Genomic DNA, 21,496 nt, shown 5'->3' on the forward strand with positions numbered 1-21,496 from the left:
TTCTCGCAGAGGGTTCACACGCTCAGGGGCAGCAGGTGCTGGCGCACGGCCCGCACCGCGCTGTACACCGTCAGCGCCGAGGTCTTGGGGTTGGCCGCCAGCGGCTGGTTACGCATGGTCAGCTCGAAGCGGCCGAAGGCGCCTTCGGCTTCCACCTGGTGGACGTTCTCGCTGACGCCGGGGTCGGCGATCAGCCGCACCGTGGTGCGGTCCAGGCCCAGGCCGGCCAGCGACACGGTGGCTGCCACATTGGCGTTCTTCGGGTACAGCTGCGCGGCCTGGCGGGCGCTGCCTTCGAAGATCACGGTGGGCTCGGTCAGCGCCGCCAGTTCGCGGCCCTCCTCGGCCGGCGTGCCCTGCCAGGCGCGCGGTGGTTTGCGGCCGGTGTAACGCACCTGTTCCAGCCCGCCGATGCGCGCGGCGGCCAGCGCGTCGATGGCGCCGATGGCGCCGGCAATCAGCTGCACCTGGGCACCACCTTCGCGCGCGGCTTGCTCCAGCGCCTCGGGCAGGCCGGGCGCCGACAAGGCGCCGACCGAGGCCACGATGCAGCGCACGCCGCGGCGCAGCGCCGGAAGCACATGCGCCTCGATGGCCGCATGGCCGGCGGCTTCCAGCACCAGGTCGATGCCGGCTTCGGGCACCGCTTCGGCCACCACCGCGCCGGGCGCCAGCTGCGCGGCCACCGCGCGGGCACCGGCCAGCGAAGGCCCGGGCACCACGATGGCGGCCACCTGCAGGCCGGCGTCGGCACGCAGCAGTTCCAGCACCGCGGTGCCGATGGCGCCGCAGCCGATGAGGGCCAGCTTCAATGCAGCCATCGCCCGTCAGGCCTTGCCCAGTGCAGGAATCTGCTGCACGGTGTTGGTCGGCGGGCCGGCGAAGGCGCTCTTGAAGGCGCCGATGCTCAGCATGTCGATCTCCAGCAGGAAGGGGCCTTGCCGGTCCACCGCCTGCGCCAATAGCGCGGGCAGCTGCGCCAGGTCGCTGCATCGGGCATGCGGCAGCGCCAGCGACGCGCACAGCTGCGCATAGTCGGGCGTGTGCAGGTCCACATAGCACCGGCGGCCGCCGTACTGCGCGTCCTGGATGTTCTTGATGACGCCATAGCCCTGGTCGTTCATCAGCACCACCACCAGGTTGCAGCGCTCCTGCACCATGGTGGCCAGCTCACCCAGGTTGAGGATGAAGCCGCCATCGCCGGCCAGGCAGAAGGTCTTGCGGCCCGAGCGGGTGGCTTCGGCCCCGATGGCCGCGCCGATGGCCATGGGCATGCCCTGGCCGATGCCGCCGCCGGTGGCGTGCACGCCCGCGGTGGGCTCGAAGATGCGCAGCTCGCGGTTGCCCCAGGTGCTGTTGGACACCGTCACGTCGCGCACCCAGTTGAACTGGCGGCCGGCGATCTTCTGCAGCTCAGCCACCAGTGTGGCGTAGGGGCCCAGGCCGTCGTGCAGCGTGGCCACCACCTGCTGGTGCACCGCCTTCAGGTCGGCCAGCAAGGCGGCGTCGGCACGCCAGCCGCGGGCTTCCAGCCGGTCGGCCAGGCCTTGCAGCGCCAGCGCGCTGTCGCCGCACACGAAGGCGTCGGTGGCATAGCAGCGGCCTTCGGCGGCCGGGTCGGCATCCACCCGCAGCAGCGGGCGCGGCAGCTTGAGTTCGTACTTCAGCGTTTCGTTGCCGCGCAGACGCGAGCCCACCACCAGCATCGCGTCGCAGGTTTGATAGAAGGCTTCCACCGGCTTGTGGATGTTGTAGGCGCCCAGCGAGCCGGGGTCGTCCTCGGCCACGATGCCGCGGCCTTGCACGCTGGTGACCACGCCAAAGCCCAGCGCCTGCAAGCGCTTGACGGCCGCGCCGGCATGGCGCGCGCCACCGCCCAGCCACAGCAGCGGGCGGCGCGCAGCGGCCAGGCGCTCGGCCAGGGCGTCCAGCGCCGCGGCGCTGGGCACCGGCGCGGCCACCGGCAGCGGGCTCAGGTCGGCCGGCATGGGGATGACGGCGGACTGGATGTCGATCGGGATCTCCAGGCTCACCGGGCCGGTGGGTGCGGTCAGCGCGCACTGCACCGCCTGCTTCAGCGTGCCCAACGCGGTCTCGACGCTGCGCACGCGGAAAGCGGCCTTGGACACCGCCTTCAGCATGGTCAGCTGGTCGGGCGCCTCATGGATGTAGGACATGCCCTTGTCCAGGTAGGGCGTCTCGATCTGGCCGGTGATGTGCAGCAGCGGCGAGCCCGCGGTCAAGGCCTCCACCAGGCTGCCGGCGATGTTGCCGGCCGCCGGCCCGGTGCTGGTGAGGCACACGCCCAGGCTGCCGGTGGACCGGGCATAGGCATCGGCCATGTTGCCGGCGCCCGCCTCGCCGCGCGCGGGCACGAAGCGCACTGCGCCACGCTGGGCGAAGGCGTCCAGGATGGGCATGTTGTGGATGGAGATGACGCCGAAGGCGGTCTTGACGCCGCACTGCTCCAGGAAGGCTGCCACGACGGCGCCGACGGTCACGGGGGTGTTGGTATCAGGCATGGCGCGAATGGCCTCCGGAAATGTCGATGTGGCCGCCGGTGGTGTACGAAGCCAGCGGTGAGGCCAGGAAGGTGATGGCGCGGGCGGCCTCGATGGGCTGGCCCAGCCGGCCCAGCGGGATGTGCTTGCTCTTGGCGAGCTGGGCGCTCCAGGTGGCCCAGTCCTGGCTCTTGTCTTCGCGCGCGTCGAAGCGGCGGCGCCACTGGCCCGACTCCACCAGGCCGATGAGGATGCCGTTGACCCGCACGCCCTGCGGCGCGAACTCGGTGGCCATCGACCGCACGAGGTTCAGCAGGCCGGCGCGCGCGGCCGAGGTGGCCACCATGTGCGGCTCGGGCTGGCGGGCCAGCAGCGAATTGGCGCAGGTGACCGATGCATCGCCCCACACCTGGCGCTGCTGCACCAGCTGCGGCAGGAAGGCCCGGGTGGGGTGGATGACCGAGAAGAACTTGAGGTGCAGCTCCTGCGTCCAGGCTTCGTCCGGCGTGTCGGCGAAGGTGGAGACACGACCCTGCCCGGCGTTGTTGATCAGCATGGCCGCCGGGCCCAGCGCGGCCTGGCTGGCCTCGGCAAAGGCCTGCACGGCGGCCTTGTCCAGCACGTCGCAGGTTTGTGCATGCAGCCGGGCCTGCGGATGACGCTCGCGCAGGCCGGCCACGGCCGCATCCAGCCGCTGGGCATCGCGGCCGCACACCGCCACGGCCGCGCCGCAGGACAGCAGCAGGTCGGCGGTGGCCAGGCCGATGCCGGACGAACCGCCGGTGACCACGGCCACGCGGCCGGCCAGCGCATCGGGGGCAAAGAAGTTGGGGTTCATGGTGTTGGCCTCCAAGCCCTCAGGCCGGCTTGCCGCCACGCAGCGGCACCACGTTGCGGCTGGCCGAGGCGGGGGCATAGTTCAGCAGCGCGGACAGCTCCTGCGCCGCATCGCGCACGCGGCGCACCATCTCGTCCATGCGCTCGCCGTCGATGTGGGCCGAGGTGATGGTGGCACCCAGCGCCGCCACCACGCGGCCGCTGTGGTCGCGCACCGGCGCGGCGATGGTGGAGATGTTGGACTCGAAGAAGCCCTCGCCCTGCACATGGCCACGCTCGCGGTCGGCCTGCACCAGGTTGAACAGCTCGATCACCGTGCGCGGCGTGCTGGGGGAGAAGATTTCCAGCCGGTCTTCCGGGTACATGGCCCGCAGCTCGGGCAGGGTCAGGTCTTCCAGCAGCACGCGGCCCAGCACGGTGGCGTGGGCGGGCAGCCGGGTGCCTACCGTCACCGAGCTGGCAAACGGCGTGGGCGTGGTGACCTTGGCCACGTAGACGATGGAACGGCCATCGCGCACCACCAGGTTGCACGGGTAGCCGATGGCTTCGCTCAGGCGGTTGAGGATGGGCAGGCCCAGCTCGGTCAGCTCCAGCGAGGCCAGGTACTCGAAGCCCAGGCGCAGCACCGCCAGGCCCAGCCGGTATTCGCGGCCGCCTTCGGTCTTCTCGATGAAGCCCATGCTTTCCAGCGTGGCCAGCAGGCGGAACACGGTGGAACGCGGCAGGCCGAAGCGGCGGGCCAGCTCGGGGGCGCCCAGCGTGCGGTTCTCGCGGCTGAACTCGCCCAGGATGCGCAGGCCGCGCTCGAGCGCCGGCACGATGTAGCGGTCCTGGCCGTCGTCCGCCAGTTCGGCGTCGGGGGTGCTCATGGCAACAGGGTCTCCCTCTGGCGGCCGCTTATCGCGCGGCCTTGTCTAGACAGGTGGCCAGCAGCGCGGACACGGCTTCGGGCCGCTCCACGTAGCTGGCATGCCCCGCCTGCGCGATGGGCTGCAGCGGCACACCACAGGCCGCAGCCACCTCGGCGCAGGCCGCGGGCGGGGTGATCACATCCAGCTCACCCACGGCCACCTGCACCGGCACGGCCGGAGGCAGGTAGGCCAGCAGGTCGTCGCCGCACAGCAGGGCCACCGCCTGGCGGTAGCCGTGCTCGTTCAGGCGTGCCATGTTCCAGCGCACGCGCAGGCGCGCGGCTTCGGGGGCATGCGCCGACAGCAGGCGGCCGCTGCGCAGCCGTGCCGTGCCCTCGATGCCCAGCTCGGCCAGCGTGGCCAGGCGTTCGGCCTGCACCTGCGCGCCTTGCGCGGCGCGGTCGGGCGCCCCATAGCCGCGCGCCGGGCTGATGAGCAGCAGCTGCGCGATGCGGCCGGCCAGCGGGCCGCCCGGCTGTGCCGCCGCGGCGGCAGTGAGCGCGCCCAGCGAATGGCCCACCAGCACGCAGCGGTGGATGTGCAGCGCATCCAGCAGCTCGGCCAGGCGCTGTGCGTAGTCGGTCGCCCGGGGCTCAGCCATCGGCAGCGGCGTCGAATCGCCGTAGCCCGGCGCATCCCAGGCGATCAGCTCGGCCTGCGGCGCGATCAGGGGCGCCACCTCCACCCACGAGGCCGAGCCCGAGCCGATGCCGTGCAGGCACACCACCGGCAGGCCCTGCCCCATGCGCCGCACCGCCACCACGCGGCCGCCACCCACGGCGATGCGCTGCACGCCAAAGCGGGCGTCCAGGTCGGCGAGGTCGGCGGCAGGCAGTTGCAGGTCCGGGCTCATGGCAGGGCTCAGGCGGTCTTCGGGAGGTCCCGCTTGATCTTGGCCAGCGGGTGGTCGGGCGGGTAGGTCGGCGTGATCGGCTTCTTGGCGCCCAGCATCACGCACATCAGCGCGTCTTCTTCGCCGATGTTGATCTCTTCGCGGTACACGCCGGGCGGCACCGAGATCAGGTCGCGTTCGCCCAGGATGGCCTCGAAGCGCTCACCGTCCTTCTCGAGCACCACCTTGATCTTGCCGCGCAGCACGAAGAACACTTCCTCCACGTCCACATGCAGGTGCGACGGGCCGATGTGGCCGGCCGGGATCAGCATGGTGGAGAAGGTGAAGTGCTCGTTCTGCACGGTGTTGTTGTCGGCCGAAACGCCGGTGCCGCCGGTGCCCAGGTAGCGCATTTGCGCGCGGCGGTACTTGGGGTCGTAGTCGGCCTGGAACTTCAGCGCGTCCCAGTCATAGCGCCGCGTCTGGAAGCGGGCGATGCGGGTGTTCATCCAGTCGTCGAAGCTGGCGCCCTCGGGGCGGTCCCAGCTCTTCTTCTCTTCAGGCAGGTCGGTCATGGTTTCTCCTCAATGCATCACGAAGCCGCCATTGACGGGCAGCAACTGGCCGGTGACGAAGCGCGCCAGCCCCGACAGCGCGAACAGCACCGGGCCGCACACGTCGGCGGCCTGCTGCTCGCGCGGGATGGCGCGGCCTTCCAGGTACTTCTCGTGCCGGGCCTTGGGCACGTATTCGGTGGCCTCCACCAGCGTCAGGCCGGGCGCGACGGCATTGACGGTGATGCCGTCGGCGCCCCACTCACGCGCCAGCGAATGGGTCATGGCGATGACGGCACCCTTGCTGGCCACGTAGGCCAGCAGCTTGGGCGCGCCCCACAGTGCGGTGTCGGAAGCCAGGTTGACGATGGCGCCCTGCCCGCTGGCCTTGAGCGCCGCATGGCAGGCCCGGCTCATCAGCCAGGTGCCGCGCACGTTGACGTCCATCACCCGGTCCCACATGTCGACTTCCAGCTCATGCGGGTCGCGACCGCCCGAGTTGGTGATGGCCGCGTTGTTGACCAGCCCGTCCAGCCCGCCCAGCGCGGCCACCGCGGCGGCGGCGCAGGCGGTGATGGAGGCGGAGTCGCTCAGATCGGCCACCACCGCATGCACGTCGGCGCCGGCCTCGCGCAGCGCCTGCACCTCGGCCTGCAGCAGGTCGGCCAGGATGTCGGCGGCCACCACGCGGGCGCCGGCCCGCAGCAGGCACTTGACGAAGGCCAGCCCCAGGCCGCGCGCGGCGCCGGTGACCAGCACGCGGCGGCCGGCCAGCAGCTGCGGCGGCACCTGGGCCAGCAGCGCGTCGAGCGAGTGGGTGTCGGGGGTTCCGGTGACGGTGCTCATGGCAGCTTCTTCAAACGGTGGTGACGTTGGCACGCGGGATGTAGTGCAGCAGCCGGCGCTCGGCCCACACCACCGCCGCGTAGGCCAGGATGCCGATCAGCGTGAGCGCGACGATGGCGACGAAGACGCCGGCGGTGTTGCCCTGGCCCTCGGCGTCCACCAGCAGGTAGCCCAGGCCCAGGTTGCCGCCCACCAGCTCACCCACGGTGACGCCGATGACCGCCAGCGTGGCCGCGATGCGCAGGCCGCTGAACAGCGCCGGCATGGCCGACGGAAACTCCACCAGCCGGAAGATCTGCAGCCGGCCGGCATTGAGCGTGCGCACCAGGTTCACCATGTCGGGATCGACCGTGCGCACGGCCGACAGCACGTTGATCATCACCGGGAAGAAGACGATCAGCACCGCCACCAGGATCTTGGGATACACGGTGTAGCCCAGCCACATGACGAACAGCGGCGCAAAGGCCACCTTGGGCGCGATCTGCAGTGCCAGGATGTAGGGCGACAGGATGGCCTCGGTGCGCGGCGACAAGCCCAGCGCCACGCCGAACATCACGCCCAGCAGCGAGCCCAGCGCAAAGCCCACCACCACCTCCAGTGCGGTGATGCCGAAGTGCTTGATCAGCTCGCTGCCCGACCACATGCGGCCGGCTTCTTCCACCACGCGGGTGAACTTGGGCAGCACGAATTCGGGCATGCCCAGGGCGCCGGGCGCCCATTGCCAGGCTGCCAGGAACACCAGCAGCACGGCCAGGCTGCCCAGCGGCGTCGATAGGTTGGATCGCATCGCGGCCGGTCCTTCAGCGGGCGACGCCGGTGAACTGGTTGGTGTACAGGTCGGCCAGCGGCTGCGCCTTGGCGACGATGCCTTCGTCCACGTAGAACTTCTGCACCGCGTCCAGCCGCTTCTCGTCCATCTGGCCCAGCACCTTCTGGTTGGCGTAGACGTACTGGTTGTACAGCGCGAACACGCGTTCGATCTGCGCTTCCTTGCCGGCGTAGGCGGGCACCGCCTTCACGTAGGTGGCGGCCGCGGCCTTGGGGTCCTTCATGATGTCCTGCATGCCGCGCAGCGTGGCGCGCACCAGGCGCTTGATCAGCTCGGGGTTCTTCTTGATGACCTCGTCCGACGCCAGGATGGCCTGCGCCATGCTCTGGAAGTGCTGCTCGCGCGGCAGCAGCTTGACCTTCAGGCCCGCGTCCTCGGCGTTGACCACCCAGTCGGGCACACCGGCCATGGCCTCGGCCTTCTTGCCGGCAAACAGCTGCCACACGCCGGTGGGGCCGGCGGCCTGGGCCTGCACGTCGCTCTTGTTCAGACCCGCCTTGCGCAGCGAGCCCAGCAGCGCGTAGTAGGTGGTGTCGGTGTAGGCCATGACGGTCATCGTCTTGCCCTTCAGGTCCTTGACCGACTCGATGCCGCTGCCTTCGTAGGTGCTGAGCATGGTCAACGAGCCGGCGCCCAGCACGGCCACCGCCTTCACCGGCACGCCGTTGGCACGCACGATGATGGGCGTGTCGCCGATGGCGCCGCCGATGACGGCATTGCCGGCACCGATCTGCTTGGCCACGTCAACGCCGCCGCGTGCGGTGACGAAGGTGACCTTGATGTTCTCGTCGGCGTAGTAGCCGTTCTGCTGCGCCAGCATCCACGGCGCAAAGGCCGGCGAATTGGGCGGCGCGGGCAGCAGGTAGGTGACTTCTTCGGGCGCAGCCTGCGCGGTGGCGGGCAGCAGCGCGGTGGCGGCCAAGGTGGCGGTGGCCATCGCGGCCACCAGCGGGCGCCGCAGGGCGGTGGTGAGGAGGCGGGTCATGGTGTTCCTTGCAAGGTGTTCAGTGCAGGGCTTCCTGCTTGCCGACCTTCAGCAGCTCCATCAGCCGGCCTTGCAGCGGACCGATGGCGGGGAGCTTGCGGCGCTCCAGCGGGTTGTCGCGCAAGGGCAGGTCGACGACGATCTCTTCGATGATGGTGCCGGGCCGCTCGCTCATCACCAGCACCCGGTCGGACAGCGCGATCGCCTCGATCAGGTCGTGGGTGATGAAGAGCGCCGTCTTCTTCTGCTCGTACAGCGTTTTGGCCAGGTCCTGCTGCAGCACCATCTTGGTCTGCGCATCCAGCGCGCTGAACGGCTCGTCCAGCAGCAGCACCTGGGGGTCGACGGCCAGGGTGCGCGCCAGGGCCGCGCGCTGGCGCATGCCGCCCGACAGCTGGTAGGGGTAGTGGTCGCCGAAGCCGGACAGGTGGCACTTGGCCAGCAGCGCATCGGCCGTCTGGCGGCGGCGCGCACGATCGACGCCGTCGATCTCCATGCCCAGTTCCACGTTCTGGCGGATGGTGCGCCAGGGCATCAGCAGGTCCTTCTGCAGCATGAAGGCCACCTGCCGCACCGGGCCGGTGACCTTCTTGCCGCCCACCCGCACCTCGCCCTCGGAAGGCAGGTACAGGCCCGAGCCCATGTTGAGCAGCGTGCTCTTGCCGCAGCCCGACGGCCCGATGATGGAGACCACCTCGCCGCTGCGGATGGCCAGGCTCAGGTTGCTGACCGCGTTGGCGGGGTTCGGGTTGCGCCGGGTCGGAAACCGCTTGGCGACGCCGAGGAACTCGATCTCATTCATCCGGGGACCTGCTTGATTCGCTAATAAAACAGCGATTCAGTAATGAAACTGCCACTACCTTAGTCGATGCAGCGCTGGAGGCCACCCGGGTTTACCCGGGTGCAACCGCTGGCGTCAGAAGTTGTGGCGGATGCCGACGGCGGTGGTGGCCGCGCGGTCCTGGCCTTGCAGCTTGTCGAACATGACCACGGCGTACACGTCGGTGCGCTTGGACAGGTTGTGGTCGTAGGCCAGGCTGGTGAACGAACGCTTGCTGTCGCGGGCGCCGGTGGTCTTGGCTTCACCGTACGAGGCCAGCACCTTGCCGGTGGCGGTGACGGGCACCGACACGCCGGCCTGCAGCGTGCGGTCGCGGGTGTCGTAGCCGGCGGCGCGCGCGGCGCCGACAAAGGTCTCGCCTTCCTTGATGCGGCCGACCTGACCGAAGGCCTTGACCACGCCGAAGTCGTAGGAGGCGCCCAGCTGCCAGGCCGTCTCGTCGCCCCGGCTGAAGGCGGTTTGCACCTTCTGCGCGGCCAGCCCCAGGGCCAGCGGGCCGCTGGCGTACTGCAGGCTGCCGCCGATGTTGGGGCCTTCGCCCGCGCCCTCACCGGCCGAAACCAGCAGGTTGGCATTGAAGCCGCCGAACCTGGGCGTGCCGTAGCCCACCGCGTTGTTCCAGCCGCTGTCGCCCGACAGCTTGCCGATGCCGCCCTGGTAGATGGTGCGGATGGCCGGCGAAAAACCGAAGGAGTCGACGAAGGGATTGAACGACAGCGTGTTGACGAACAGCGGCGTGCCCATGCGACCCAGGCGGATGAAGCCGAAGTCGCCGCGGATGCCCACGTTGGCATTGCGCGACCAGAACGAGTCGCCGGCGAAGCGGCCGGCCTCGCCGGTGTCCATGCGCATGAAGTGCTCCAGCGTGACGATGGCCTGCAGGCCGCCGCCCAGGTCCTCGGTTGCGCGGAAGCCCAGGAAGCTGGTCGCCATGCGGCCCGACGCCACCTGTTCGGTGCGCTTGCCACCGCTTTCCTTGAAGCTGCCGACGCTCACGTCGGCGATGCCGTAGATCTGCACCGACTGCGCCTGCGCGACGCCGAGGCTGCAAAAGGTGGCGGCTGCCAGCGACACGGCGCGGGCCAGGCGGGGGAAAGCGAAATGCATGGGAACAGCTCCTGCAATGGATGATCGACCGATGGGGCGATACGCCAGAAGGCGTTTCATAGATGAACAAGAGATCAATCTATGAAACATCAGTTTGCACGGAGCGTGCCAAGGCCCGCATGGGGGTTTGTGCGGTGGAAAGGACCACAACATGCCTTCAAGGGGTGCACGAGCGCACCGGCACGGCGGGGCGCCGTACCAACAACGTGCGCCCGCAGGGCTGCCGGTGCGAGGGGGCCCGTCAGGCTTCGCGGTAGGCCGCGAACAGGTCGCGCAAGGCGGGTGCCGGTGGCGTCTGCTGCGGCCCGCTGACCGATTGCTCGATCTCGCGCAGATGGCGCCGCATCTCGGCCGCGGCCGAAGCGCCGGTGCCCGCACGCAGCACCGCGATCAACTCCTGGTGGCGGTGGGCCACGCAGGCCGGCCGGCCGGGTCGCTGGTAGAGCGCCAGCAGCAGCGAGGTGGTGGGCAGCAGCTCGTCGAGCATGCGCACAAAAAGTGGATTGCCGGCCAGCCGCGCCAGCTCGCGGTGGAACTCGCCCGAGTGACGGATGGCCGCCGAGCGGTCGCCGCGCTCGTAGGCCTCGGTTTCGGCCTGCACCACGGCAGCCAGCCTGGCCAGCGCGGCGGCATCGAGCTGCCCCGCCAGCCGGCGCGCCACTTCACACTCGACCACGCGGCGGGCATCGAACACATGCGCTGCCTCGGACGGACCCGGCTGCGGCACGGTGGCGCCCCGGTGGTGCTGCAGCTCCACCACCCGGTCCTGGGCCAGCCGGTGCAGGGCCTGGCGCACCACGGTGCGGCTGACGGCGAAGGACTCGGCCAGCTCCTCCTCGCGCAGCCGCGTGCCGGGCGCCAGCCGGTGTTCCAGGATGGCGCCGTAGATGGCGTCGTAGATGCGCCGGGTCGACGGCGCGGCGTGGGGAGCGTCGGGGGCCGGAACTGCCTCGGCCGGCCTCGTCACGCGCGGCGGCGCTTTTGCCACAGCAGCACCACGGTCAGCGTCACGGCCATCACCGCGAAAGACACCACCGTGGTGACGGTGCCCAGCGCATAGATCACCGGCGTGGTGACGGTGGTGGTCAGCCCCTGCAGCTCCAGCGGCAGGGTGTTGAGGTCGCCCATCGCCTGCGAGCTGCGGGCGATCTCGTCCCAGCTAAGGGTGAAGCCGAACATGCCCACCCCGACCAGGCTGGGCCCGATCAGCGGCAGCACCACATGCACGAAGCGTTGCCACGGCGTGGCGCCCAGGTCTCGCGCCGCTTCTTCATACGCCGGGTTGAAGCGGTTGAAGATGGCGAACATGATCAGCAGGCCGAAGGGCAGCGTCCAGGTGAGCTGCGCGCCCAGACCCGAGGTGAACATGCCCAGCGCGGTGGCATACGTCTCCAGCAGGCTGGGCGCCCAGGCCTCCAGCACGTGCTTGATGCCGCCGTCCAGCAGCCGGAACAGCAGCCCGATGCCCAGCGACACGATGATGGACGGCATGATCAGGCTGGCCACCACCGCATAGAACAGCGGCGTGCCGCCCGGCAGCTTCTTGCGGTAGGCCAGGCCCGCCAGCAGCGACAGCGCCACCGTCAGCACCATGACCACCGCGCCCAGCAGCAGCGAGCGGCGGAAGGCCGCGCCGATGTCGATGACGCCGATGCCTTCCCACAGCGTATGGAACCAGTGCAGCGACCAGCCCCGCATCGGGAAGGTGAGGCCGCCTTCGGGGCCCTGGAAGCTGAGCACGAAGATGGCCAGCATCGGCCCGTACAGGAACAGCACGAACAGCACGAACAGGATGGCCAGCGGCCAGAAGCCGGGCGCGCGTTGTTCTCGTTGAGCGGCCATCACAGCTCCTTGCGCAGGTTGACCATGCGCATCAGCGCCCAGATCATCATCAGCACCACCGCGAGCAGGATGACCGCATTGGCCGCCGCCGCCGGAAACTGCAGGTAGCTGGCCTGCACCTGGATGATCTTGCCCACCGAGGCGATCTGCTGGCCGCCCATCACGCCCACGGTGACGAAGTCGCCCATCACCAGCGCCACCACGAAGATGGAGCCGATGATCAGCCCGGTGCGCGTCAGCGGCAGGATCACGTGCACCACCGTCTGCCAGGCCGTGGCGCCGTTGTCGCGCGCAGCTTCGATCAGCGCGCGGTCGATGCGCATCATCGAGTTGAAGATCGGCACGATCATGAACATCGTGTACAGGTGCACGAAGGCCAGGATCACCGAGAAGTCGGAGAACAGCAGCCACTCGATCGGCTGGTCGATCAGGTTCATGCCCATCAGCGTCTGGTTCACCAGGCCGTTGCGGCCCAGCAGCGGCACCCACGAGATCATGCGGATGACGTTGCTGGTCCAGAAGGGCACGGTGCAGATGATGAACAGCACCGTCTGCACCAGCGTGCTGCGCACGTGAAAGGCCATGAAGTACGCCAGCGCGAAGCCCAGCACCGCGGTGATCAGCCACACAAGGAAGCTGAACTTCAGCGTCGACGCGTAGGTCTTCAGGGTGACGCAGAGGTCGCCCTCACCGCCCAGGCCGCAGCCCTTGAAGATGTCGGCATAGCTTTGCAGCGTGAAGGCGGGGATCAGCTCGTAGTCCGTGGCCTGCCAGAAGCTGACCATCACGATGAGCAGCAGCGGCACCACGAAGAACACGAGGAACACCGCCGCCAACGGCCCGGCCTGCAGCCAGGCGACCCACCCTTTGCGCGCCGACATCATCTGGTCTACCTCAGGCTCATGCCGCTACAAATTCGTTCCACTTCTGGACCATGTAGGTGTTCTCGTCCATCAGCGCGTTCCAGCAGGCGATGCCGCCCATGCGCTGCTCGTACGAGCCACCGTCGCGCTTGCTGCCGGCCTTGGCCAGCAGTTCGCCGTTGGGCGCCTTGATGTCCTTCTCGGCGGCCTTGCCTTCCATCCAGTAGGCCCACTCGTAGGCTTCCATCTTGGACTTGGCGGTCTCCAGCACCGCGCTGTAGTAGCCCTGGCGGTTCAGGTAGGCGCCGGCCCAGCCATCGAGGAACCAGTTGATGAACTCATACGCGCCATCGAGCTTGCGGCCCGACAGCGTGGCCGGCAGGCCGAAGCCGGCCGCCCAGGCGCGGTAGCCTTCCTTCAGCGGCTGGAACACGCAGTCGATGCCCTTGGTGCGCACCGCCGTCACGGCCGGGCTCCACATCGACTGGATCACCACCTCGCCCGAGGCCATCAGGTTCACGCTCTCGTTGAAGTCCTTCCACAGGCTGCGGAACTGGCCGGCCTTCTTGGCTTCGATCAAGGTCTTGATCGTCAGGTCGATCTCGGCCTTGGTCATGTTGCCCTTGTCGGGGTACTTGTACAGGCCCATCGCCTCCACCACCATGGCCGCGTCCATGATGCCGATGGACGGGATGTTGAGGATGGCGGCCTTGCCCTTGAACTCCGGGTTCAGCAGCTCCTTCCAGCTCTCGATCGGCCGCTTGATCAGGTCGGGGCGGATGCCCAGCGTGTCGGCGTTGTACACGGTGGGAATCAGCGACATGAACTGCGTGGGCGACTTGGCGAAGACCTTGCTCTTCTCGCCTTCCAGGAAGATCACCTTCTTGGGCGCCGTGCCCTGGTCGCCCACCGCCTTGCCACCCACCATGCCGGTGGTGAACAGCGTGGTGATCTTGTCGGCGTTCTTGATCTTCTTGGTGTCGATGCCCTTCAGGTTGCCGGTGGGCACGATCTTCTTGAGCGAGAAGTATTCGGTGTCGATCAGGTCGAACGAGTTGGGCGAGGTGACGGCGCGCTGCGTCACCACGTCGGTGTTCACCGGGATGTACTGGATCTTGATGCCGGTGTCGGCCTCGAACTTCTCGGCGATGCGCTTGTCCTGGTTCACCGCGGTGCCCAGGTAGCGCAGGGTGATCTTTTCCTGGGCCTGCACGAACGGGAAACCCGTCAGGCCGGTGGCGGCCACGCCGGCACCGGCGGCGGCCTTGAGCAAGCTGCGGCGCGGCAGGCCGGCAGTGTTCGTGGGGTCGGTCTTCATCTCGCGGGTCTCCTGAAAAGGCGGGAGTGGATGGCGACGCCCGCGCTGGCGGGCACCACCGGGAAAGATCTCGACAGGGCGGCAAGTGCGGCCGGCATCGGCATCGGGCCCCTCACGGTCTTCAGCCTTGCAGCACGTGGGCATCGGCCTCGTGCCAGCTCATGGCCACGCGCTGGCCGGGTTCCAACGGCGCGGCATGGAACTGGGCATCGGGCACCAGGGCCACCCAGCCGGCGCTGTCGGGCCGGTCGTCGGCGCTGTCCTGTTCGTCCAGGCGGGTGGCCAGGTGCACCTGCACATGGCTGCCCTGATATTCCACGGCCTTCACGGTCACCGCCATCCCCGGGCCACCGCTGGGCGCCAGCACGGTGCGGTCGCTGCGCACCGCCACAGCACCCGATGGCGTGTCGACCACGTTGTGCGCACCGATGAAGCGCGCGATGAAGGCGGTGCGCGGGCGCTCGAAGACCTCGCGCGCGGTGCCGGCCTGCTCCACCTTGCCCTGGTTCATCACCACCACCAGGTCGGCCAGCGCCATCGCTTCTTCCTGCGAATGGGTCACGTGCACGAAGGTCATGCCCAGTTCGCGGTGCCAGCGCTGCAGTTCGGCCCGCATCTTGATGCGCAGAAAAGGGTCGAGCGCGGACAGCGGCTCGTCCAGCAGCAGCACGCGCGGCTGCGTCATCAACGCGCGTGCCAACGCCACCCGCTGCTGTTGCCCGCCCGACAGGGCCGACGGCAACCGCGCCGCATAAGGCGTCATGGCGACCAGCTCCAGCAGCTCACGGGCGCGTTTGTCGCGCGTGGCCTTGTCCACGCCCTTCATGCGGGCGCTGAAGGCCACGTTGTCGAGCACGCTGAGGTGGGGGAACAGCGCATAGCTCTGGAACATCATCGCGGTGCCGCGCTGCACCGGCTCCAGGTGCGTGATCTCGCGGCCGGCCAGCACCACATGCCCCTGTGTCGGCGTCTCGTGCCCGGCCACCATGCGCAGCGTCGAGGTCTTGCCGCAGCCTGAAGGCCCCAGCAGGCAGCAGTAGCTGCCGCCTTGGATCTTGAGGTCGATACCAGCCACGGCCACGGCATCGCCGTAATGCTTGGTCAGCGAGACGAGTTCCAGGTCGGTGCGTTCCATCGTGGCGGTTTTGTATGCAATGCATATGCCAAGTGGTCATGCACCACGGCAGGCGCGGCACTTGCGGGCACTGGCTCACACCGCCCCTGCATGGGGCGGCGAAGCGCGATTTGTATGCAATCTCCCTCTCAACCGACCCTGCACCTCACGCCGGAATTCGCATGAAACTGCTCGTCGTCAACCCCAACACATCGGCCCCGATGACCGCGCAGATCGCTGCTGCAGCACGCGCCGTGGCAGCGCCCGGCACCACCATCGTGGCCACGCAGCCCGATTTCGGTGCGGCTTCGATCGAGGGGCACTACGACGACGCCTTCGCGGCGGCCGGCGTGGCTCAGCAGGCGCGCCTGCACGGTGCGCAGGTGGATGGCGTCGTCATCGCCTGCTTCGGCGACCCCGGCCTGGACGCCGCACGGGAAGCCTGTACCGCGCCGGTCATCGGCATCGCCGAAGCGGCGTTCCATGCAGCGTCGTTCCTGGCCACCGGCTTTTCGGTCGTCACCACGATGACGCGCACCTGCGTGATCGCCGAGCACCTGCTGCACAAGTACGGCTTCGAGCGCCGCTGCCGCGGCGTGCATGGCACCGACATTCCGGTGCTGGAGCTGGAAGCCGCGGGGCCGGCGCTGGTGACCCGCATCGAGGCTGCTGCGCGCCACGCGCTGCAGCACGACCGCAGTGGCGCCATCGTGCTGGGCTGCGCCGGCATGGCCGACCTGGCGGCGCAGCTGCAGCAGCGCCTGGGCGTGCCGGTGATCGACGGCGTGGCCGCCGCCGTCAAGTTCGCGGAAGGGCTGGCCGCGCTCGGCCTGCACACTTCGAAGCAGGGCGACTATGCGCGCCCTCTGCCAAAGGCTTACGCCGGCTGGGCCGCATCGCTGGGCTTTGCGCCGTCTGCCGTGGGTTCTTCGAGCTGACCGTGGAATGAAAAAGGGCGCCTCCCGTGGGGCGCCCTTGGTAGCAGGCCGCTGGGCCGCCTGCTGTTCAGCAGCCTGGCGGCCGCCGCGTCGTTCAGCGCGAAGCCTTGCGGCGGCGTGCGATCAGGCCGATGGCGCCCAGGCCGGCCAGCATCAGCGCATAGGTCTCGGGTTCGGGCACCGGCACGGCCTGCAGCACGTCCTGGTACGCGCCATTGGACCATTGAGTCAGCGTGTACTTCTGGGCGAACGGATCATTGTCCGCCGCCACGGTGCCGAGCCAGCTGGTGGCCAGGTCCTTGGCGCCGGTGACTTGAACGAAGCTGAAGCTCGAGACGGTCGAACCGCCGGTCAGCTCCCACAGCGCCAGCTGGAAGGCCACCGCGCCTTGCTGGGTCTTCAGCGAGGTGTCGTAGAAGCGGTCGTACAGCTCCTGCACGCCCGACGGCGCCGAATAGGCGCTGGCGGTGTACGTTTGCGACGCGGCCACGGCGCTCTGGCCTTGCTCGATGCAGTAAGCCAGGAACGAGGTGCCGGTCGTCAGGTTCTGCACACCCCACAGCGTCGGCGTATGAAAGCCAGTCGACGACTGGGCCAGGCTGGTAGCCAGCTTGCCGTCTTCTGCGACGTAGACGTTGCTCGAATTGCCCACCGACAGCGTGTCGGCATGGGCTGCCGAAACGGCCAGCAGTGCTGCGGCGGCCAGACCGGCCAGGCGGAAGTGACGTTGCTTCATGGTTGGGTTTCCTCTCCCTTCAGTGGTTCAGTTCACGCCGGTCGGCGGCTGCCGACCGGTCTCCTCCAGCAAGGCCTCGGAGCCTTACGCGGCCGCAGCCAGGGCGCTGTGGTCGGCGTTCTTCATGTTGGCGATCAGCTGACGCATCAGCTCGGCGCTGGCGTCGGCATGCAGGGCCGTGGCGTCGTTCGCGGGCGCCGGGCAGCCAGCGCAGCCGCCCGCCGCCGCCGGCGCGCCACCGGCAAAGGCGTGGTGCAGCAGCGCGTCGTCCTGCGACAGCAGACCGTCGAGCGCAGGCAGTGCGGCCTTGGCGGCGGCAGCTTCGTCGGCGTAGACGTTGAAGTACACGTCCACCATGTCGATGCTGCTGCCGTCGGCACGGGTGGCGGTGCTGGCTTCGCCGAGCAGGTTGCCCAGCTGGTTCAGGTCCAGGTCCGTGTAGGCGGTGTTCAGGCTGGCGATGCCCAGCTCGGCCAGCGTGTGCAGTTCACCGGCGTCGGTCTGGTGGTTGCCATTCGCGTCCTGCCAGATGCTCAATTCGCTGAAGCGCGCATCGTTGGCGTCGACCACGCCATCGCCATTGCTGTCGAACGACGCCAGCTTGGCGAAGCCCACGCCACGCTCGGCGCTGCCGAACAGCTCGGAGATGTCGTCGATGCGACCGTTGTGGTTGGCGTCGACCGCCAGGAAGCCGTCACCGCCGGAGATCCAGCCCGACTTCACCGCTTGGCCCGTGCCCAGCAGGTCGAACGTGCCGCCCGCGTCGATCAGCGCCTTGGTCTGGATGCCATTGCCGTCCAGGTCCAGCACGATGGGGCTGTAGGTGTTGTAGGTCGTGGTGTCGCCGATCGACACGGTCTTGCTGGTCTCGGCAAATTCCGTGAGGCTGTTGCCGCCGCTGAGTTTGATCTGCAGCGTTTCCCAGGGCGCTTCGGCCAAACCTACGTTGGGCTTGCTGTTGGGGTACTCCTGCCAGGCATCGATCGTGAAGGTGTCCGAGGTGACTTGGCCCGCCTTGATCGTCACGTAGAAGCCACCGCCCGACTGCGTCACGTAGTTGCCGTTGGCATCTCGCGCGCTGTAGTCGTTGATGATGGTGGACGGCATGTTCCAGGGCACGTAGGCGCCGGGGTTGGTCTCCATGGTGGCCGTGCCGTTGGTGAAGGACACGAACACCTTGGTGTCCACCGTCAACGCGTGGTCCAGCGTCAGCTGGTAGCCGGCGCTGCAGCCTTCGTAGATGGCACTGGCGCCCACCAGCGAAATCACCGAATGCGGCGTCAGCCCCGCATCGATCGTCAGGTTGTCGGTGGCGCTTGTCACCTGGAAGGCGGCCGTCTCGTAGGCCCACGGCATGGTGGTGAGCCGCACGTTGTCGATGATGCCACCCACACCGTCATCGTCGCCGGCCTGCTCACGGAAGGTGAGGCGGTCTGCGCCGCCGGTACCGGTGACCGTGAAGGTGTAGGTGGTCAGCTTGGTCGTTGCCGGGTCGATGGATGCGATCCGGCTGCCGTTCCACCACACCTCCACCGTGTTGGTGTCGATGGACGTGCCGGCGCGGCTGGCCAGGTCGACCGACAGCTGGTACGTCTGCCCCTTCTCGGTCACGACGTCCTGGTAGATGCCTGAGCCCTTGCCCCAGTTGTATTCGGAGTCCAGTTGGACAGCCAGGTCGCCGCTTACACCGGTCACGCCCCAGGTAAGACCAGTGGCTGCCTGGACGTTGTAGCCTGACAAGGTCGACCAGCCCGTAACGCAGCCGGCTACATCCTCGAAACTGCCGTTCGTGACCAAGTTGGGGCCGGCGGTGTAAGAGCTGACAGCCCGGAAGTCGGAGTCGATCGCATCGTTGCTGCCGACATCGGCGGCACTCAGCAGGTAGCCGCTGGGCAGCGCGATGGCGACTTTGTAGGTGCCCACGCCGACGTTGTCGAACAGGTACTTGCCATTGGCGTCGGTCACCGTCACGCGCGAGGTGTCGTCGGCCGTGTTGAAGAGGCCGTCGACGCCGGCGCCGATCAGCTTGACCGATACGCCTGCCACGCCGCCTTCACCAGCGTCTTGCAGGCCGTTGCCATTGGTGTCCGACCACACACGGTCGCCGATGCTGGCAACGATGGGCTTGAGGCCGGCGTCCACGGTCAGGTTGGTTTCGCCGACCGCCAGCGTCACCAGGCCGGACGTTGCGGTGTTGCCATTGCCGGTCCACACCACATCGCTGTCGATGCCGTCGTTGCTGCCGATGTTGGCCGAGGTGAACATCTGACCCGCCGGCGCCACGACCTGCACGGCGTACTGGCCGGGCGGCAGGCCGGTGAACAGGTAGCCGCCGGTGGAGTCGGTCACGGTGGTGGCCACCACCGCGCCGGCTGCGTCCAGCAGGCGAACGGTCACGCCGGCAGCGCCGGGCTCGCAGTCATCCTGCAAGCCGTTGCCGTCCTGGTCGAACCACACCTTGTTGCCCAGGGTGGCGGGCTTGGTGACGACAAGGCCACCGTCCAGCGTCAGGTTGTCGTCGCAGCTGGCCACCTGGAAGCCTGCTTCATACACGGTGCTGCTGGTGGTGCCGATGAGCTTGACGTTGTCGATGATGCCGCCGACGCTGTCGTCGTCACCGCACTGCTCGCGGAACGACAGGCGATCGTTGGCACCGGTGCCGGTCACCGAGAAGCTGTAGGTCTTCAGCGTGGTGCTGGTGGGGTCGATGGTGGCGATGCGGGTGTTGTTCCACCACACTTCAACGGTGTTGGTGCTGAGCTTGGTGCCTGCGCGGGCAGCCACATCGACGGACAGCTGGTAGCTCTGGCCGGCGGTGGTCTTGACGTCCTGGTAGAGGCCCGTGCCGCCCAGCAGCGAGAAGGTGTAGCGCGCGTCCAGTTCCACCACGGTGGAGCCGGTGGCGCCGGTGACGCCGTACGTGCTGGCCTTGCCGGCTTCGATGATGTCGCCCAGGCCGCACCAGCCCACGGGCACACCGCAGTCGAGGTTCTCGAAGCTGCCGTTGGTGATCAGGTTGACCGAGGTGGTCGTGGTGACGGCACGGAAGTCGGAGTCGACGGCATCGTTGGTGCCAGCGTCGGCCTTGGTGACGGCGAAGCCGTCCGGGGTGTCCAGCGTGAGCTTGTACTTGCCCCAGGCCACGTCGTCGAAGGCGTACTTGCCGTTGGCGTCGGTGGTGGTGGTGCGCACCGAGTCGTCGGCGGTGCCGAAGACGCCGTCGCTGCCCGCACTGGTCAGCTTGATGCTCACGCCGGCCACGCCGCGTTCACCGGTGTCCTGCACGCCATTGCCGTTGGCGTCCCACCAGATGGTGTCGCCCACCTTGACCAGGCACACCTTCAGGCCGGCGTCGACGCTGGTGTTGTTCTCACCGGCAGCCAGCGTGACGAGGGCGCTGGTGCCGGTGTTGGTGCCGGTACCGTTCCACACCACGTCGCTGTCGATCGCATCGTTGGTGCCGGCGTCGGCGGTGGTGAACTTGTAGCCGTCAGGGGTGACGACCTGAACCTTGTACTGGCCGGGCAGCAGGCCCTGGAACAGGTAGTTGCCGGCCGCGTCGGTCGTGGTGGTGGCCACTACGGCGCCGCTGGCGTTCAGCAGCTTGACCGTGACACCGGAAAAGCCGGCTTCGCTGCTGTCTTGCAGGCCATTGCCGTTGCTGTCGAGCCAGACGCGGTCGCCCATCGAGGCCAGCGCGGGCAGCTGGAAGCTGAGGACGTTGGGCGTCGGGTCGAGGTCGGCTGCGCCGGTGCCGACGAGGCCGCCGTCGTCACGCACCTGGAACGACAGGCCGACGGTGCCGGTGGCCCCCTGGGCGGGCTGGAAAGTGACCAGGCCGGCGCGGATGTCCGCCACCGAAACCTCGGTGCCGGGCGTGATGGGCACGCCGTTGTACAGCGCCTGGCCCGTGGCAGGCTGCGCGCCGAACACCACGGACTTGAAGTTGTTGCCGTCGACGTCGCTGAAGCCGAAGTCGGATTCCTTCAGCACGTAGGCGGCGCCGTCGGTGAGGCTGACCGTGCTGTCGGCGCCGCTGGGCGCGTCGTTCACCGGGTCGATGATGACCTTGAGGCTCAGGGTGATCACGTCGGAGCCGGTGCTGAACACCAACGACAGCGTGTCGAAGCTGCCAAAGTAGTTGGGCACGGCCGCCGCGGAGACACGCACCGTGTCGCCATCAACCTGGCTGAAGAGTGCCGTGGGAGCCGGCACGTAACCGCCGTTTCCGTCGCTGACCAGGAGGGACTGGATGGTCAGCGCGCCGTTGGCGGTGTAACCGGCCTGCTGCAGCAAGGCGGCAATGTCGAAATCCTGGTTGGTGTCTTCGTAGACATTCACAACCGTCGAGTAAGTCAGTACGGCCATTCGTTTTCGCTCCCACTTTGGCTCGCGGCCCAGTGCCGCTTCGCAATTCTCACGACGAAACAATCATTTTCAAA

The 21,496-nt window shown here is 68.4% G+C and carries 19 protein-coding genes; 1 reads left to right on the forward strand and 18 read right to left on the reverse strand.

What is annotated here, in order from left to right:
• Positions 1–14: 14 nt before the first annotated feature.
• The 16 genes from MW290_RS29085 to MW290_RS29160 all read right to left on the reverse strand — a co-directional run bounded on the left by MW290_RS29085 (position 15) and on the right by MW290_RS29160 (position 15,401).
• Positions 15–821, reverse strand: coding sequence for an aspartate dehydrogenase (locus MW290_RS29085; RefSeq protein ID WP_250197831.1), 807 nt, complete (start codon positions 819–821; stop codon positions 15–17).
• A gap of 6 nt (positions 822–827) precedes the next feature.
• On the reverse strand, positions 828–2,522 hold the full coding sequence (locus MW290_RS29090; protein ID WP_250197832.1) for a thiamine pyrophosphate-binding protein: 1,695 nt from the start codon (positions 2,520–2,522) through the stop codon (positions 828–830).
• Complete coding sequence (locus tag MW290_RS29095) at positions 2,515–3,339, reverse strand: SDR family oxidoreductase (protein ID WP_250197833.1); 825 nt, start codon at positions 3,337–3,339, stop codon at positions 2,515–2,517. Before MW290_RS29095 ends, MW290_RS29090 begins: the two co-directional genes overlap by 8 nt.
• A gap of 19 nt (positions 3,340–3,358) precedes the next feature.
• Positions 3,359–4,207, reverse strand: coding sequence for an IclR family transcriptional regulator (locus MW290_RS29100; protein WP_250197834.1), 849 nt, complete (start codon positions 4,205–4,207; stop codon positions 3,359–3,361).
• 28 nt (positions 4,208–4,235) lie between these two features.
• On the reverse strand, positions 4,236–5,102 hold the full coding sequence (locus tag MW290_RS29105) for an alpha/beta fold hydrolase (RefSeq protein WP_250197835.1): 867 nt from the start codon (positions 5,100–5,102) through the stop codon (positions 4,236–4,238).
• Positions 5,103–5,110: 8 nt separating this feature from the next.
• Positions 5,111–5,656 (reverse strand): cupin domain-containing protein, encoded by a 546-nt coding sequence (locus MW290_RS29110; protein ID WP_250197836.1) that lies wholly within the window; start codon positions 5,654–5,656, stop codon positions 5,111–5,113.
• 9 nt (positions 5,657–5,665) lie between these two features.
• Positions 5,666–6,481 carry an SDR family oxidoreductase gene (locus tag MW290_RS29115; RefSeq protein ID WP_250197837.1) on the reverse strand — a complete coding sequence of 272 codons (816 nt, stop codon included), beginning with the start codon at positions 6,479–6,481 and terminating at the stop codon, positions 5,666–5,668.
• Between the two features lie 10 nt (positions 6,482–6,491).
• Positions 6,492–7,268, reverse strand: a complete 777-nt coding sequence (locus tag MW290_RS29120; RefSeq protein ID WP_250197838.1) for an ABC transporter permease — start codon at positions 7,266–7,268, stop codon at positions 6,492–6,494.
• A 13-nt stretch (positions 7,269–7,281) separates the two neighbouring features.
• Complete coding sequence (locus MW290_RS29125) at positions 7,282–8,247, reverse strand: ABC transporter substrate-binding protein (protein WP_250200131.1); 966 nt, start codon at positions 8,245–8,247, stop codon at positions 7,282–7,284.
• 67 nt (positions 8,248–8,314) lie between these two features.
• Positions 8,315–9,097, reverse strand: a complete 783-nt coding sequence (locus tag MW290_RS29130) for an ABC transporter ATP-binding protein (RefSeq protein ID WP_250197839.1) — start codon at positions 9,095–9,097, stop codon at positions 8,315–8,317.
• Positions 9,098–9,211: 114 nt separating this feature from the next.
• The gene (locus MW290_RS29135) at positions 9,212–10,243 is read right to left on the reverse strand and encodes a porin (protein ID WP_250197840.1); all 1,032 of its coding nucleotides are present in this window, start codon (positions 10,241–10,243) and stop codon (positions 9,212–9,214) included.
• A 241-nt stretch (positions 10,244–10,484) separates the two neighbouring features.
• On the reverse strand, positions 10,485–11,210 hold the full coding sequence (locus MW290_RS29140; protein ID WP_250197841.1) for a GntR family transcriptional regulator: 726 nt from the start codon (positions 11,208–11,210) through the stop codon (positions 10,485–10,487).
• The gene (locus MW290_RS29145; protein ID WP_250197842.1) at positions 11,207–12,085 is read right to left on the reverse strand and encodes an ABC transporter permease; all 879 of its coding nucleotides are present in this window, start codon (positions 12,083–12,085) and stop codon (positions 11,207–11,209) included. Before MW290_RS29145 ends, MW290_RS29140 begins: the two co-directional genes overlap by 4 nt.
• Complete coding sequence (locus MW290_RS29150; RefSeq protein WP_250197843.1) at positions 12,085–12,966, reverse strand: ABC transporter permease; 882 nt, start codon at positions 12,964–12,966, stop codon at positions 12,085–12,087. The genes MW290_RS29145 and MW290_RS29150 overlap by 1 nt, the downstream gene beginning before the upstream one ends.
• A gap of 19 nt (positions 12,967–12,985) precedes the next feature.
• Entirely contained in the window at positions 12,986–14,266 is a 1,281-nt protein-coding gene (locus MW290_RS29155; RefSeq protein ID WP_250197844.1) for an ABC transporter substrate-binding protein, read from the reverse strand.
• Between the two features lie 121 nt (positions 14,267–14,387).
• The gene (locus tag MW290_RS29160; protein WP_250197845.1) at positions 14,388–15,401 is read right to left on the reverse strand and encodes an ABC transporter ATP-binding protein; all 1,014 of its coding nucleotides are present in this window, start codon (positions 15,399–15,401) and stop codon (positions 14,388–14,390) included.
• Between the two features lie 161 nt (positions 15,402–15,562).
• On the opposite strand from MW290_RS29160, the gene MW290_RS29165 reads away from it, so the two are divergent.
• Positions 15,563–16,318 carry an aspartate/glutamate racemase family protein gene (locus tag MW290_RS29165; protein ID WP_250197846.1) on the forward strand — a complete coding sequence of 252 codons (756 nt, stop codon included), beginning with the start codon at positions 15,563–15,565 and terminating at the stop codon, positions 16,316–16,318.
• A gap of 94 nt (positions 16,319–16,412) precedes the next feature.
• On the opposite strand, the gene MW290_RS29170 is transcribed toward MW290_RS29165, so the two are convergent.
• On the reverse strand, positions 16,413–17,054 hold the full coding sequence (locus MW290_RS29170) for a PEP-CTERM sorting domain-containing protein (RefSeq protein WP_250197847.1): 642 nt from the start codon (positions 17,052–17,054) through the stop codon (positions 16,413–16,415).
• Between the two features lie 84 nt (positions 17,055–17,138).
• Positions 17,139–21,422, reverse strand: a complete 4,284-nt coding sequence (locus tag MW290_RS29175; RefSeq protein WP_250197848.1) for an SdrD B-like domain-containing protein — start codon at positions 21,420–21,422, stop codon at positions 17,139–17,141.
• Positions 21,423–21,496: the final 74 nt, after the last annotated feature.

The organism is Aquincola tertiaricarbonis (assembly GCF_023573145.1).
Taxonomy (GTDB): Bacteria; Pseudomonadota; Gammaproteobacteria; order Burkholderiales; family Burkholderiaceae_C; genus Aquincola; species Aquincola tertiaricarbonis_B.